The organism is Pedobacter heparinus, from assembly GCF_032678725.1.
Taxonomy (GTDB): Bacteria; Bacteroidota; Bacteroidia; order Sphingobacteriales; family Sphingobacteriaceae; genus Pedobacter; species Pedobacter heparinus_A.
Map to the genome: position 1 here is coordinate 48,079 of NZ_JAVTSC010000007.1, position 16,680 is coordinate 64,758.

The 16,680-nt window shown below is 42.2% G+C and carries 9 protein-coding genes; 5 read left to right on the forward strand and 4 right to left on the reverse strand.

The window, feature by feature from the left end; translation table 11 throughout:
* Positions 1 to 2: 2 nt before the first annotated feature.
* Positions 3 to 2,348, reverse strand: coding sequence for a BamA/TamA family outer membrane protein (locus R2Q85_RS12175; protein WP_316812062.1), 2,346 nt, complete (start codon positions 2,346 to 2,348; stop codon positions 3 to 5).
* On the reverse strand, positions 2,332 to 7,452 hold the full coding sequence (locus R2Q85_RS12180) for a translocation/assembly module TamB domain-containing protein (RefSeq protein ID WP_316812063.1): 5,121 nt from the start codon (positions 7,450 to 7,452) through the stop codon (positions 2,332 to 2,334). The genes R2Q85_RS12175 and R2Q85_RS12180 overlap by 17 nt, the downstream gene beginning before the upstream one ends.
* 250 nt (positions 7,453 to 7,702) lie before the next feature.
* Here R2Q85_RS12180 and R2Q85_RS12185 point away from each other — a divergent pair, with 250 nt between their 5' ends.
* Entirely contained in the window at positions 7,703 to 10,708 is a 3,006-nt protein-coding gene (locus R2Q85_RS12185; RefSeq protein ID WP_316812064.1) for a DNA gyrase/topoisomerase IV subunit A, read from the forward strand.
* A 2-nt stretch (positions 10,709 to 10,710) separates the two neighbouring features.
* Here R2Q85_RS12185 and R2Q85_RS12190 read toward each other — a convergent pair whose 3' ends face one another.
* Positions 10,711 to 13,047: a M1 family metallopeptidase gene (locus tag R2Q85_RS12190; protein ID WP_316812065.1), complete on the reverse strand. Its 2,337-nt coding sequence runs from the start codon at positions 13,045 to 13,047 to the stop codon at positions 10,711 to 10,713.
* Positions 13,048 to 13,070: 23 nt separating this feature from the next.
* Positions 13,071 to 13,658: a HupE/UreJ family protein gene (locus tag R2Q85_RS12195; protein ID WP_316812066.1), complete on the reverse strand. Its 588-nt coding sequence runs from the start codon at positions 13,656 to 13,658 to the stop codon at positions 13,071 to 13,073.
* 62 nt (positions 13,659 to 13,720) lie between these two features.
* On the opposite strand from R2Q85_RS12195, the gene R2Q85_RS12200 reads away from it, so the two are divergent.
* The 4 genes from R2Q85_RS12200 to R2Q85_RS12215 all read left to right on the forward strand — a co-directional run bounded on the left by R2Q85_RS12200 (position 13,721) and on the right by R2Q85_RS12215 (position 16,578).
* Entirely contained in the window at positions 13,721 to 14,197 is a 477-nt protein-coding gene (locus R2Q85_RS12200; protein WP_316812067.1) for a DUF6702 family protein, read from the forward strand.
* A gap of 274 nt (positions 14,198 to 14,471) precedes the next feature.
* A complete protein-coding gene (locus tag R2Q85_RS12205; RefSeq protein ID WP_316812068.1) occupies positions 14,472 to 14,804 on the forward strand; it encodes a phage holin family protein in 333 nt (110 codons plus the stop codon).
* 42 nt (positions 14,805 to 14,846) lie between these two features.
* Positions 14,847 to 15,620, forward strand: a complete 774-nt coding sequence (locus R2Q85_RS12210) for a zinc-dependent peptidase (RefSeq protein WP_316812069.1) — start codon at positions 14,847 to 14,849, stop codon at positions 15,618 to 15,620.
* Between the two features lie 364 nt (positions 15,621 to 15,984).
* Positions 15,985 to 16,578, forward strand: a complete 594-nt coding sequence (locus tag R2Q85_RS12215; protein WP_316812070.1) for an RNA polymerase sigma-70 factor — start codon at positions 15,985 to 15,987, stop codon at positions 16,576 to 16,578.
* The last annotated feature ends 102 nt before the right edge of the window (positions 16,579 to 16,680 follow it).

The following is a 16,680-nucleotide window of genomic DNA, read 5'->3' on the forward strand; positions in this document are numbered from 1 at the left end:
GGTTAAAAAGGATATCCTATGCCAATGTTATAAATTAAATTCTCTTTACGCCAGGTTTTACTGCCGAAATCGACCTGGTCAAATACCCAGCGCTGTCCTTCAGGTAGGTAAGGCTTGCGGACAGGAAAGGCCACATCCAGCCGGATCACAAAAATGGTGGCATCAATGCGAAGGCCTGCCCCGGTACCCACTGCCATTTCGCTTAACGCATTTTTAAACTTGAAACCTGAACCTGGCTTACCTGGAATTTCATCACTGGTTGCTGTTGCTGGTGTGCCGAGGTCTTCTTTTCTTAGCCATACGTTGCCGGCATCCGCAAATAAGGCGCCATGTAATATGCTCACTAGTTTAAAACGCAGTTCGGTATTCAGCATAGCCTTAATGTCGCCGCTCTGATCGGTATAAGTCCCATTATCACCCGGTGGTAGGTGATCTCTGTAATTATAGGTTCCCGGGCCTAAAGAGCGCGCCGCAAAGGCCCGGATGTCATTACTTCCCCCAGCAAAAAATTGGCGCACGAATGGCAATGAACTGCTGTTGCCGTAAGCATAGCCGTAACCCAGGTTCAGGCGGTTGGCCCAGATGATGGTTTTTGTGATTTTATAATAATCCCTGAGATCCAGTTCTACCCTCACAAACTGGTTAATTGGAATTCCAAATACAGATTTTTTACCGGCATCATTTTTAGAGGTAAACATGCCCCATACATTTCCACCGGTTTCTAATCCCCCGTTAAAATAGATGTTGTTCCTTTTGGATTCAATCATCTGATTGGTATAGGTAAAATTGTAATTGCTACCGATAATGAACTGGTCTTCCAGGTTCTTTTTCAAACCAGGGTTGGCATCAAACAGACTGTCAGGATTATTTGCTGTTACCTTAGAGGTGACAAAATTTACAGAAATTGGGTTGAATGTATGTTCTTTGTACAAGTTCTCTTTCCAGTTGTATCCGAATTCAGTTTTGAAAGAATTGAGGTTATACGATGAACCCCGGCTCAGCAATTGGTAAGAAATGGAGGCAATGGTTTTCGGAATAAAATTATTGGTGCTGTTTATGCTACCGAACGGCGTAATAAACCTTGGAAAGGTCAATTTTGCTTCAGTAGTAAAAGAATAGGAATTCAGGCCTTTGGATATCCCGCTAACCTGGGTTTCAAAGCCGCCACTGGCACTGATATCCAATTGCTCTGCCCCTCTGAACAGGTTTCGCGTAGTCTGGGTCAATTTCAGTTCTGAGCCAACAAAATTGTTTGATTTACTGGTTCCCGTAACGGAAAACGTCAGTGAGTTTTTCTTTAAGGGTGTTAAATATATGTTCAGGTTTAACTGGTTGTTTCTTAGGCTGTCTACCGGTAAAAATTCCGCTTTAACAGCCTGGAAAACACCAATGTTTACCATACGGTTCAGCGATTTGTTGTGGTCGGTACGATTGTAATCCTCTCCCTTCTTAAAAAAGACCAGCCGGTCGAACAAGCCAGGTTTAAAAGTATGTCTGGGGTCGTAGATGTTAAAATCATTATATACTTCAGGGGGAGTTCTGCGCAGTATACTGTCTCTTCTTAAGGTATAGTTCGGATAAATGTTGATGTCTTTTATGGTATAAGGTTTTAGCCCGGCATCAGGTGCAATGTCTTTTACTTTTAACCTGATGTCAACCTTGTTTTTTCCGATGGTACTGTCTACCTGTAAAATGAGGTAATCGGGACTAAAATAGAAATAGCCTTTTTCTTTCAGGTCATTGTCTATCCTGATGCGTTCATTTTTGAAAACATCCAGGTCATAATTGTTGCCGGGTTTCAGCAGTGTTTTATCTTTGGTTTCATTCACTACCGCAGTAACGCCTGTGCTGTCTTGTGGAAAGGTAACGGTGTTGATTTTATATCTTGTACCGGTGTTTGCGGTATAGACCGCTTTGCCTTTTTTCCCTTTGATTACGGTATCTCCGTTAACTTCTGCCTGCAGGTAGCCCTGGCTGATGAGATAGCTTTTTAATACCGCATTGTTATAAGGGATTTTTACTTCACTTAGTAATACTGGTGGTTCTCCGATTTTGCGGAGCCAGTTCCTTAATCCCCCTTTGGGTTTTTTGGGTTCACCTGCAAGGTTGTATAAACCCAGTTTAAATTTTATCCCCAGTAAAGATTTATTGGGCCTTGGCCGGGTTTTTTCTTCCAGTGTTGTCTTTACTTCTTTTTGATCGTCTATTCTGGCCGAAGAGTCCGGATTGATATTAATGTCCGCACCAGTATATAAGATCTGGCCAGGCTTAAGACTTTTCGTTGTACTGCAGCCCGCCCAGATTATACAGGTAAGTATAAATATGCCGTATTTAGTTAGTTGTCTCATTGTTGTCGCGCTGTTCTTGTCTTAATCTTTTCTTTTTAGAGAATTTCTGAAATACTTCCCTGAATTTATTATAATCTACAACCAGTGCAAATCCCAACCCGGTTTCGATGATCTGGCCTTCTATAACCCCTTCATTCTGGTTGCGGCGGTAGGCCCTTAACCGGTACCGGCCGTCTCTTGAAAGCAGGTATTCGATGTTCACATTACCTGCAATATTGGTCGAGCTTTGTCCCTGCTGCTGTGGCCCTTCCAGTCCAAATGAGCTGCCTACGGTAACAATGAGCCGGTCGCTCAGTAGCTTTTTAGATAAGCCAATTTCCAGGTCTGTTTTTTGTTCCAGTTTACCTGTAGAATAATCTTCAGATGAGTTGACGCCAAAATTGATGTCGACCCCTTTAATCAGGTCGGATGCCAGGTTGTTCAGCTGCTCGGTCAGCAATTTGCTTACACTGGACCGGGCTATACTGGAAATGCCCCCTCCACCGCCTGCCAGACTTTGGAAAGGGTTGTCGGCAATAAAGCGTTCCAGCACCAGCAGGGCAAATACCTGTTTGTTGAGTTCACCTTCATCGGTGTTGATCTGCTGTACCTTGGTGTAAACTATTCCGCTTAGTGCTCCACGTTCATTTTCAGGCAGGTCAATTTTAAATTTAATGATGGGTTTCAACAATTCGCCGGTCATGATCAGGTATACCTGGAAGGGCAGTTTTGTTTTAGCCTGCACATTGCTCGGGTCATTCAGTAAATCTATCGGGGCCGCATTTACCTCGTATAAGGCGGTCAGGTTCACATTGGCTTCGGTAGGTTCACCGGTCCAGACAATATTGCTACCCTGCTGTAGTTTAAAAGCACGCTTTACCGGGCCAACCGTTAAATTGTAACTGCCATCAGAGATTTCATAACGCCCGGTTAAGCTGGTTTTTCCACTTTGGTCCATCGTGGCGGCCAGTGTAGCCTGCCCCTTCACTTTTAAGGCATCACCATTTGTCGGATCAACTACTACATTCAGTTCTGCACCTTCGTCTATATTGATGGTCGCACTCAGGTTAAGCCCCTTTATCGGTGATTTACTAATAGAATCGGCTACCGAGAGGGCCTTTTTTCCATTGAACGGAGGCGCGTCGAAATCAATATATTGTACAATACCTTCCTGATCAATTACTGAAGGATCATCGGGAGGCATGGCAAAAAAGAATTTAGTCTTGTCTTCTACCCGGATATTCATGTCCACATTAGGCTGGTTAAGGTCGCCACGCACTTTAATGGTGCTGGTTAAATACACCGTTCCATAGATCAGCTCATTGTCTTCAGCGGTAGAATTCAACGCCCGGAAGTTATTGGTGCGGATGTCCATGTTAAACTTAATGTCTTTGTAATCCTTAGTCAGAATCCCGCCTGTAATTACCGCTTTTTGATTCAGGGAATCCAGGATGGTAAACTTGTTAAACACGACCCCATTATCCGTAAAGCTGATGCTTTCATTCGGCATCCTGAAAAATGAGTTTACATAAGCCACGTTAAAGCCTGCCTGGTTAAACTTCAGATCACCCAGAACCTTAGGCGCATCCAGGCTGCCTTTGATAGAAAGCTGTCCGTTTACGGTTCCTGTGCCTTTCCTGATCTGGCCCATAGAAAGACTTTCTACAGCTTTTAAATCTATTTTATCAATATTTAAAGTAAGGTCTAATGCGCTTTGAGGGGCAGTATAATAAAAACCACTCGCCCTCAGTTCATGTACACCAGAGAGTGCGATATTGGTTTCATAAGCATTTTCGGTATTGTTGTTTACTGCAATACGTAAAGTGCCCAGCATATCTTTCTGGTAGCGGAGCTGGTCTATCGTCAGGTTTGCCTCAAATTTAGGCGTGCCCACCAGGTCTTTTACATTCACGGTACCATTAATTAAGCCACCGGCCATTGCGCTGTCAGCTTCGGCAAAGCGGGTCAGTGTTTCTATCTGGAAATCTTTAAATTCTAGTTTAAGCGGAGCATTGGGTGTATTACTTTCACTGTTAATGCTCAGCAATTGCTTGCCCTGGCTCAGGTTAAACTGATTGGCCAGTATACCTGAAGCACCAAACTGCAGGTAGTTTTCGGGGGCTACCGTCCATTTTTCATAATTCAACAACAATTTTTGCGGGTCAAAGCTAAACTGGTAATCCTTATTGATGGATTTAAATGTGCCGCCCAGCATATACTTTTCCCTGCGTTTGCTGTCCCTTAAAAATACATTCAGGTCAAGGTTATTGTTAACTGCAGTACCACTGATCTCATTACTAAAAAAGGACAGTGCAGGGCTTTGCAGGCTCTTGATGGTGAGTTTGTAATTCAGTTTCTGGTCTGTATTGTTGATGTTTAAACGGGTGCTGTCTACCCGGTAGCTTCCATAAACCAGTTGAGGGAATACGGCATTCATAACCAGGCTGTCTTTTTGGGTGTCCAGTAAGCCCCACATACGTGAAGGTGCAAAGGTGGTCAGTTCAGCTACAAAGTTTTTCAGGATCTTGGGATTGTAAAAGTTTAGGTAAAATCTGAACCGCTGATCAGGTATTTTGGTTACTGTGCCAAACTGGTAATATTTGTTGATTTGGTTAATCATGGCAGCAGCCAGATTGGTCAACTGGTACTTGCCATCTATTTTAGCCCTTAAAAATTCTGATTTTAAGGTGAGCAGGTTGTGGTCTGCAGTGGCTTCGGAATGAACAATGATGGTGTCTACATTAAAGCGTTGACCATCTTTGACTACCTGAAGGCCATTTGCCATAATGTCGCCATTCAGGTAATCCGGATCAGCAGTTTTTACATCGGCTTTAATTGTCCCGGCCAGTTTAAACTCCGTTGGACTAAAGTTCAGCTTTTGCAGATCAACCTGTTTCAGGTCTGCATTGGCCTTTATGGCAGGATATTTACCGGAGATATCTACCTGGGCAGTAAGTGCAAAATTTGCATTGGTATCGGCCATGCTGCTCTTCAAATCCAATCGTTGCTGCTTATAAGTGCCGCTTAATATCAGGTTGCGGTAGGTATACTTATTGTAATCAGCACTCAGTACCTGCCCGCTCAGGGTGGCCGAAGCTTTTTTTGCATCCAGGCCGGTTCCTTTAACATTGGCTTTTACCGTGATGCGGCCCAGTTGCGGCTCCATTTTTAACAAGCGCCCAACATTAAAATTGTTCAGGTTGATGTTGGCGGTATAACTTTCCCGGCCTTTAGGCCCTTTCATACTGGCCAGCAGGTTTGCAGTGCCCATATCGGTTTTGATATTAAAACCTGTGTTGAAATTGGTCATTGAACCTTTAAACTTACCTGTAGCACTAATGGTATTTGGTAGCGTAAGGTTTGCCGGCAATGATTTTTTAGGGATGAGTACCAGTAAATCACTCTTGTTGAGTGCAAATCTCTTAATGTTAAGGTCTAATATAGTTTTGTTTACATCCGGTAAGCCTTTTGCTGTGCCACTGATATCAATATGTGTGCTTTTTAAGCCATCTGCCTGTAATTTAGGGATCACCAGGTTATTCATATAACCATGGGCAAGGGCGTTCAGCTTAATTTTTTCATTGCGGTAGTTTACCGGAACAGCATCACTGAAATAAGCGGCATCTTTTAATCCAATGGTTGTGTTTTTGACCTGCATGTATATTTTTACCCGTTCAGGATGTTTGGTCAGGTCTTCCATGGCCGTATAGTCCAGCTGTGCATTGCTCTCGATATTGGTGTTGGGCGTTTGAAGTATAAGATTGTTGATCTTTGTTTGTTTTTCGGAGTAAGCTACGTCTCCCTTTAATTTGCGAAGTTCAAAACCACTCTTTTCTTTCATCGAGCCCGATTTTACATTCACTTTAATCCCGGCATCACTATAAGTCAGTTTTTCTGCCTGTAAGCCAAGTTGGTTGATCAGCAGGTGGTTAAAGTCCATTCCCTTGGCAGGCTTTTCTGCATAATTGTCAAATTTAACCTGATTTTGGGCCAGGTTAAGTGAATTTACCATCAGGGCAATTCCTGGAGTTTTAGCTATAGTATCCATTTTTGAGGCGCCTTGCTTAACCGATACTGGTTTAAATGAAAAAGCCACATTTGACCTGTTTAACGCTACATCTCCCAATTGGTATTTGCTGTGCTGTACATCTGCAATCAGTTTATTGAAAGATAATTCTTTTAGGTCGGCATTTGCCTTCATGTCCGATTCACCGGAGTTAAAATTTACTTTGCTGTTGTTTAGCTTCGCCTCTTCAACCTGGTATTTGCTGTTGGTCAGATCAACAAGAAGTTTGGTAATGGCAAGACTGTTTAAATCTACATCAGCACTTGTTTTTGAGAGCCTGTCGTCAAAGCCTATTTTAATGTTGTTGAAGATGAAGTCTTGAATCTCTACCAACGGCAGTTTTCCTGATGTTGTTTTAGCCGTATCAATGCTGTTTTCCAGGTGGGCCTGCAATTGGGTGAGTGGTTTTTGTTGCAGGTATTTAACGGACGTGTTCTTTAAGGAGAGCGTTTTGATCACATAATGCTGGTTGTCCAGGTCAAAATCTTTAATATTGGCTTTAAACTCCCCAAGATTGAGCTTCATGTCGTTGCCAGCAACATCATCACGGTAAACAATGCCAATGTCTTCCAGGTTGATTTTACTGACCGAAAACCTAAGGGTAGAGGTGCTGTCCTTTTGTACTTCTTCTTCAGGCTTGGTCTGGTCGGACATAAAGGCGTCTACCAAAAAGGAAAAATTAAAGGAAGTGTCGGGATTTATGCGGGTTACATTTGCCCTTATTTTCTGCAAAGTGATGTTGTTCACCTCCACTTTATTATTTAGCAGTTTAAACAGGCTGATGTCGACTGCCAGCCTCTGCGCGTAAAGCAGGGTATCACCTTTTTTGTCTTCAATATAAAATTTGTTCAGTATGATATCTTTGGGAAGACCGATTTTTATGCTTTCCAGGCTGATTTCCGTCTTGGTTTTGTCTTTCAGGTAACCAATTGCCTTGTCTTTTACAAAATTCTGGACAAAAGGAATATTTAAAGAAAGGGCAATAAGGATAACCAGCAGGATAACGCTTGCGATGATCCAAAGCAGAATTTTAAGGCTTTTGCGTATATATTTATTCAAACTAATCTAAATTGAAATGCTCAGAGTCTCATTAATAACCAAAATCATGCCACCAGAAGCAAAAATCCGGGGTTCCATATATCTACAATCTAAATAATTAAATTGTTTAAAACAATGTTAAAATAGTTGAATACTTTGGATGATGGATGTCCCTCCTGATTAAGGATAATCTTATTGCAGGGAACTGTTAAAAACTCTGTTCTTAAATTTCATTTTCAAGCCTTATATTTACAGCAAACAATCCTTTTTGATGAGCGAAGAAATAGAAAACAACATAAACGAAGAAAACAAACATACGGTAATTCCAATAAACGGGCTTTACGAAAACTGGTTCCTCGACTATGCTTCCTATGTAATTCTTGATCGCGCAGTGCCACACATCAATGATGGCTTGAAACCAGTGCAGCGACGCATTATGCATTCTTTGAAAGAGATGGATGACGGGCGTTTTAATAAGGCTGCCAATGTGATCGGAAATACGATGAAGTACCATCCGCATGGCGATGCTTCTATCGGCGATGCCATGGTACAGATTGGGCAGAAAGACTTGCTGATTGATTGTCAGGGTAACTGGGGAGACCCGATTACCGGTGATAATGCTGCAGCCCCGCGTTACATTGAGGCCCGCCTGTCTAAGTTTGCCAATGAAGTGGTGTTTAACGGAGATACCACCATCTGGCAACTGAGCTATGATGGACGTAACAACGAGCCGGTAACCTTACCTGTTAAATTTCCTTTATTGCTGGCCCAGGGGGCCGAAGGGATTGCCGTTGGTCTGGCTACCAAGGTAATGCCACATAATTTTATCGAATTACTGGATGCTTCCATTGAAGCTTTGCAGGGACAAAGGCCTAATATTTTACCCGATTTCTTTACTGGTGGTATGGCAGATTTTTCTGCTTATAACGAGGGTATGCGTGGTGGCCGGATCCGGGTAAGGGCAAAGATTACCGAAAAAGACAAAAAAACACTGGTCATTACCGAAATTCCCTATAGCACCACTACCGGATCGGTGATCGATAGTATCTTGTCTGCCAATGATAAGGGCAAGATCAAAATCAAAAAGATAGAGGACAATACTGCTGCTCATGTCGAGATTGTTATACAGCTGGCACCAGGGATTTCTCCTGATGTGACCATAGATGCCTTGTACGCTTTTACTTCCTGCGAGGTTTCTATTTCTCCAAACACCTGTATCATTAAAGACGAAAAGCCTCAGTTTTTAAGTGTCAATGATATCCTGACCGAGAATTCGCTGAATACAAAAGCACTATTGAAAAAGGAACTGGAGATTAAGCTGCATGAACTGCAGGAAAAGATCTTCTTCAGCTCCCTGCTCAAGATTTTCATCCAGGAAGGGATGTATAAAAATGCTGAATATGAGAATTCAGTTAATTTTGATATGGTAGTAGAGGTGTTAAACCGCTTATTTGAGCCGTTTAAACCAAGCCTTTACCGGGAAATATTACCTGAAGATTTTAAGAAACTGATTGATAAACCAATGAGCAGCATCACCCGCTTTGATGTTAAAAAAGCGGACGAACAGATGAAAGCGCTTGCTGATGAGATCAAGGTAGTTAAAAATCATTTAAGGCACTTAACAGAATATGCCATTGCCTGGTTCCAGAAATTAAAAGACAAGTATGGCAAGGGCAGGGAACGTAAAACAGAGATCCGTTTGTTTGACCGGGTGGAAGCTTCAAAAGTTGCCCTGGCCAATGTTAAACTCTATATGAACCGTGAAGATGGATTTATCGGAACCGGATTGCGCAAGGATCAACATGTTGCAGATTGTTCAGATATTGACGAAATCATTGTTTTCAGAGAGGATGGTAAATGCATCATCACGAAGGTGGCCGATAAGACCTTTGTTGGTAAAGGCATCCTGCATGCCCAGGTATTTAAAAAGGGGGATGAACGTACCATTTACAACCTGATCTATAAAGATGGTTCGAGCGGTGTCTCTTATATCAAACGCTTCGCCGTGGTGGGTGTTACCCGTGATAAGGAATATGACCTGACCAAAGGCAGTAAAGGTTCTAAAATATTATATTTTACGGCTAATCCCAATGGCGAGGCAGAGATTGTAACTGTACAGCTTAAACCACATACCAAATTAAAGAAGCTTCAGTTCGACCTGGATTTCGCTGAAATCGCCATTAAAGGCCGGGGTTCACAAGGAAATATTGTATCTAAATATCCGGTTAAAAAAGTCCTGCTGAAAAGTAAAGGTGTGTCTACGCTTTCCGGATTAAAGATCTGGTACGACGAGCTGTTGAGGAGGCTCAACGTAGACGGAAGGGGCAAATACCTGGGTGAATTTGACGGTGAAGATAAAATCCTGCAGGTGCATAAGGATGGCTGGTACGAGCTGAGTACTTTTGAGCTGAGTAACCATTTTGATGCAGATTTGATCGTGATCCAGAAGTTTGATCCTGAAAAGCCTTTCGCAGTGGTACAGTATGAGGGTAAGGCGAAGAATTATTTTATCAAAAGGTTCTTCTTTGAACCAGTTGCAGTTGGTAAAAAAGTGAGTTTGATCAGCGAGGAAAGCGGGTCGAAGTTCCTTTACCTGACCAGTAACCCCGCAGCAGTGCTCACCGTCGACGTACTTAAAGGCAAGACCCAGGTTCCGGAAACACTGGAGATCGTGCTGGCCGAATTTATCGATGTGAAAGGAATTAAGGCTAACGGAAACCGGCTTACCGCCCATGATGTTAAAAATATAACTCTTTCTCATAGTGAAGAGATTGAACCTGCGGAAGAAGTTAAAGCTGTCCCTGTTAAAGCCGATGCTGATTCGGGAGATGAACCTGCACAGGATGAAGCAACAATTCAGGAGGTAGAAACCGGGGAGGATCTTGTTGATCCGGCATTGAGCAAAGATGCTGATGAAGAAGAGGTCCCTTTACCTGATGCAGATAGGCTGAACGAAAACCAGGAAACAGAAGTGCACGTACCTGATGCAGATGTACAGAAAATTAAGGCAGCCAAGCCTAAAAAGACTTTTGAAAACAAGCCTGAAGTGAAACCTGCTGCTTTGGAAAAAGCGGCCACTGAACCTGATGATACAGCCGCGGGCCCGGCTCCCGAAAAACCTGCTGCCGCTGAAAAGCCTAAAAAGGCATGGGGTAATACCGGGGCTGCTAAACCTGAACCAAAGCAGGAAGAAAAACCTGCTAAAAAAGTAGATTTTGAGATCACCAATCCTGATGACATCAAGATTGATGATAAAGGTCAGTTAGGCTTCTTTTAAGCCTACTGCCTTTGCCTGGATTGCTGCATTGGATTTGTCTGTTCAGTGGATGATCCGCGTGGCGCCTGTTGTTGTTTAAACAGTTCAAACCTGGAAGGCAGATTTTTCCTTGGCCATGAATTGTTGTTTTCATCAATATCTGCAGTTTCCCGGTAGGGATCTATTTGTACAGAGGTCACCTCTTTATCCTTTGCAAAAACTTTGGTTACCTTATTTTCATTTTTCCGCCAGATGTAAGCCGGAATGCGGTCTACTTCTTTGCTGCCATCTTTAAACGTCCATTCAATGATGATCGGCATCACCAGACCGCCTGCATTAGAAAAATCCAGTTCATAGAAGTTCTTTTTGCTTTCGTACAGCTTTCTTTCTGCTGCAGAAAGGTTGTTAAAGTACTGCTGAAATTCCTGATCAGCACTGTTGCTGACCTCAAAGCGGTTAAATTTATTGTAGAAATCCTGTAAACTGCTGTCTTGTTCTATGGCAAACTTCATACCTTCCTTGCGGTTGCGCTCCCTGCTGATGTTGTACAGTTCCCTGTCATATGATTTTTTAAGTTCCGTATTTTCAATCGCTGCGTTCATGCTGTTCATGCGGTAATAGCGGACATCATCCAGTGCAATGTCTACAGGGTCTGTACTAAAGAACCAGCCTCTCCAGAACCAGTCCAGGTCTACCGCCGATGCATCTTCCATCGTTCTGAAAAAATCTGCCGGAGTTGGGTGCTTAAATGCCCATCGCTTTGCATATGCTTTGAACGCATAATCAAAGAGTTCGCGCCCCATCACGGTCTCCCTTAAGATGTTCAGGGCTGTAGCCGGTTTGGCGTAAGCATTGGGGCCAAAGTTGATGATGTTTTCCGAATTGGTCATGATGGGTTCCAGCTGGTCTTTCGGCAACTTCATGTAATCTATGATCTTATGTGCAGGACCTCGCTGAGAAGGGTAATTGATGTCCCAGGCCTGTTGGGCCAGGTATTGGGTAAAGGTATTCAGGCCTTCGTCCATCCAGGTCCATTGCCGTTCATCAGAGTTCACGATCATCGGGAAAAAGTTATGCCCTACTTCATGGATAATCACGCCGATCATGCCGTATTTTATGGCTTCTGTATAGGTGCCGTCTTTTTCTGTACGTCCAAAATTGAAACAGATCATCGGATATTCCATTCCATTGGATGCCTCTACAGAAATGGCTACGGGATAAGGATAAGGAATGGTATGTTTGGAATAGATCTTTAAGGTATGCGCCACTACTTTGGTCGAATACCTGCTGTATAACGCGTAAGCTTCAGGGCAGTAATAAGACATGGCCATTACTTTTTTACCTTCAATATAGGTAGCCATAGCATCCCAAACCAATCGCCTTGAAGATACAAGCGCAAAATCCCTTACGTTTTCAGCAACATAGGTCCAGGTTTTTTTAGCAGCCGATTTTTTGCTGATGGCCGACTTCGCTTCAGCCAGGTTTACAATTTCAACCGGTGCCTTTGCTGTTTGTGCAGCATTCCACCTTTTCAGGCTGCTGGCATTCAATACCTGTGCATAATTCTGGCATTCGCCGGTAGCACCTACTACGTGATCTGCCGGTACCGTCATGTTTACCCTATAATTGCCAAAAACGAGTGCAAATTCGCCCCGGCCTTCAAACTGCTTGTTTTGCCAACCCTGGAAATCAGAGTAAACTGCCATGCGCGGAAACCACTGTGCAATGGTAAACAGGTAGTTGTCATCATCTGCAAAATATTCGTAACCACCTCTTCCGCCATCAACAACACGGTTAATGATTTTGTAATTCCAGGTTATTTTAAGCTTATATTTTTGTTTGGGCTGCAATACAGAGGGCAGGTCTATGCGCATCATGGTATTGTTGATCACATAGGGCAAAGCTGCCCCTTTTTCATCTGTAACAGTTAATATTTTAACACCCAGGTCATTTTCAGGATTGATGATATCTGATAAAGCTTTATAACCCATTTGATCGGTCATCTTGCTCTGTTCGGTTAATTTATTGTCACTGCTGGCTTTATGCTCGTTTTCATCCAGCTGCACCCATAAATAGCTTAGCGGATCAGGAGAGTTATTGTAGTAGGTAATGGTTTCGGCCCCGCTTAAACGCAGGTTCTTTTCATCGAGTTCCGCGTTAATTTCATAATCTGCCCGCTGTTGCCAATAGGCATGACCTGGTGCTCCCGAGGCGGTGCGGTAAGCGTTAGGGTCTGAAAGAATGGTACCCAGCTGTTCAAACTTGTTCCCATGATTAGCGCCAGGGTTATTGAGGATATGCTGACTGAACGCATTGGTGCTACATATAAGCCCTATAAAAAACAGCAGGTTCTTATTCATTATGGCGATAGTGTTTAAAGTTTTTACCCTAATAATGCCGGAAACCGTTCTGCAGCCATTACCAGGGATATTCCAAATATAGCAGATGAGAGAAAGAAATTCCAATCCCATCGCTTTATTTTTACCATCCAGATCAGGATAAAGGATAAGATGAGTGTTGCTGCAACAATTAAAAGCTGGCCAAATTCCAGTCCGATATTGAAGGCAAAGAGTTCAGCTGTAATGCTGCTGCTTTTGCCAAGCAGGCTTTTCAGGTAATTGGAGAAACCTAAGCCATGGATCAACCCAAAGAAAAGAGCCATGGTATACTTAAATTTCTGGCCTTTGGGTTTTTGCCTTTTACTCCAGATATTGCTTAGTGCTGTAATAAATATGGTTACAGGGATTAAAAATTCGATCAGCGGTGTGTTTACGGTAATCACTTCGAATACACTTAAAGCCAGGGTAACGCTATGTCCAAGGGTAAATGCGGTTACCAGGATCAGTACTTTTTTCCAGTCTGTAAGGGTATAGGTTCCACAAAGGACCATTATAAATAGAATGTGATCATATCCCTGCCAGTCTAAAATGTGTTGCCAGCCTAATTGAAAATAAAGGGGGAAGTCCTGCATGGAATAAATTTGTAACTTAGCTAATATATAGCAATATCCTCATTTGAATTAAGAAAAACAAAATGTTGCAGTGTGTATTATTTTTTTGGTTAAATATATTTCATCCTTTTTATGTAAGTGTAACGGAAATTGTGCACAATAAAAGCACAGGAACTGTACAGGTTAGTGTACGTATTTTTTTTGATGATTTTGAAAAGGCCCTGGAAAAAAAGCATAAAACAAAGGTGAATATTTTGAAACCGGCTGACCGTAAAGCGTTGGATGGGCTGATTGCTGCATACATCACGGAACATTTAAAAATTCTTGGGAATGGCAAGCCTTTGGGTTTAAAGTACCAGGGCTATGAAATTGAAGAGGATGCGGCCTGGTGCTATTTTGAAACGGAAAAAGTTGCGCCAATTAAACAGTTGAACATTAAGAATGACATACTTTTTGAGTGGCATGATTCACAAAGCAATATGATCCATGCCATAGAGAACGATGTGCGTAAAAGTACCAAGCTGGATAATCCAAAAAGTGAGGTTGTGTTTGTGTTTTAGGGATGAAAAGAAGGTAATTTTTCTCTGATAAATCAGAATGCTTAAAAGTCTGTTGCTTACACTCATGAGCTTAGCAAAAAAAGTGGTTTATATGGGCAATTTAATCAGTTATTATATGCACTCGGTATCTATGCATAATACCATTCATTGGGATACGAAAAACCATAATTTGAAATAGGATTAAGATTATAAAGTTATGATTTTTACTCAATCACACTTTATAAAGACGAAGAGCAATGATGGGACTATGAGTTAAATAACCTAAATTGCCATTATGAACTTAATACTATCCATACTCCTTAATGCAGCGATACTATTGGGAATGACCTATATTTTACCGACAGTAACCATTAAAAACTTTACTACGGCAGTTTTGGTAGCTCTTGTCATTGGCTTGCTGAATGCTACACTCGGCTGGCTGCTAAGGTTTCCGCTCAATGTAGTAACTTTCGGATTGTTATCTTTCATCGTGCATATGGTAGTTACCGCGGTCATGATAAAAGTAGCTGACAAGTTATTCTCCGATTTCTACATCAAAGGTTTTACACCTGCGCTGATTATTGCACTGGTTATGGCAATCGCAGGAACTGTAATCAGCTTTGTCTAACGTCCCGTTTAATGGCCACCTCTATTACTTCAATCTATATATATGTCCATTTTCATCAGTATCTTACTGCTTGCGGCAATTACTTATTTTATCCTCCGCAATAAGGGTACTAAAACAGTTTTGCCTGAAACGCTTCAGGGCAACTATATCAGTATCCTAACTACGAAAATAGCTTTCTATCAAAAGTTGGGCAAGGAAAAGCAAACCTTATTTGAGCAGCTCGTCCTTGAATTTCTGGGATATGTTAAGATTGAGGGCGTAGGTATCGAGATTTCCGATGTCGACCGGGTGCTGGTGGCTTCGAGTGCCATCATTCCAATCTTTGGCTTTCCAGACTGGAAGTATAAGAACCTGACCAACGTGATTCTCTATCCCGACACCTTTGATCAGAATTATCAGTTTGAAGGCGAAAACAGGAATATCATGGGCATGGTGGGTTCAGGCTATATGAATGGTCAAATGCTGTTGTCCCAGGCTGCGCTGCTGAAGGGATTCTCCAAAGCGTCGGGCAGGGAAAATACTGCCATCCACGAGTTTGTACATTTGCTGGACAAATCTGATGGGGCCACAGATGGTGTTCCGGAAAACTTGCTGGCACATGAATATACCCTTCCCTGGTTCAAAATGATGCACGAGGAAATGCGCCGTATCGAACAGGGAAACTCTGATATCAATCCCTATGCGCTAACCAATGAGGCTGAATTTCTGGCTGTTGCTTCTGAATATTTTTTTGAGAAACCAGAGAAGATGCAGGAAAGGCATCCGAAATTGTATGAGATGCTGACCAAAATATTTGGACAGGATCCGGGAGTCTGAGATTTTACATTACCAGTGCCCACTGCTTTATCATTTGCCCTGGCTGGCCCCCGTATCTGCTATGCCTGGTCTATGCTTCTGCTGTTAAGGCGTAGCTGGGCCAGGCTTGCGCTATACTTGACACACCTCCAATCGAAGCGAAGGTGAGCCAACTATGAGGTAACCATGTCTGAAGATTACCTCAACAGGCCAGGCATAGCAGAGGCAAGGGAGAAGGATAGGGGAGGAATATTTTGTTGTCGCATTGTTCATTTTCGCTTTTACACTTAATAAATTAATAATATAACCAGCAACTTGAATTAATGAATATTATACATATTTGCTGGGTAATTATTTGTAGCTTTAAGTAAGGGAACCAATATAAATGGCTGTTTATAACACTTATACAGATCAGGAACTAACTTCCTTGTTGAAAGCAGGAGATCATGGGGCATTTTCGGAAATTTACAACCGCTATGCTGTAATTATGTTTTATAAGGTGAATCAAATGCTTCGGGATGAAGAGACAGCAAAAGACATGATACAGGATTTGTTCATTCAGCTTTGGGCTAAGTCAGACCTGATCAAAAGCGACAATAACATCGCTGGTTACCTGTATGTTTCAGCCAGGCATAAGGTATTAAAGCATTTGAAAAAAAGTAAACTAAAAAACGAATATCTGTCTTCTCTTGCACTTTATGTGACAGAAGTCAATTTTGATATGCTACAAGATATTGACGAACGGGAATTAGCCCGTGTGTTGCAGCAAGAAATTGACCTGTTGCCATATAAAATGAAAGTTATTTTCGAATTGAGCAGAAGAGACGATCTTTCCCATGCCGAAATTGCTGCAAAACTAGGGATCTCAAACCAAACGGTTAAAAAGCAGATTTATAATGCGTTGAAAATACTACGCACTAAATTAACGGTTTATGCGCCTGTAGCACTTATTGTTTTGGAATTGACAAAAAAAGGTTAAATTTATTTTGTTGATATTCAGAGTGTTATTTATTTTTCTATTTTTTTTGTCCGAACATCTACCACTTTGACACATAGCAGGCCTATTACTTATTAATCAACA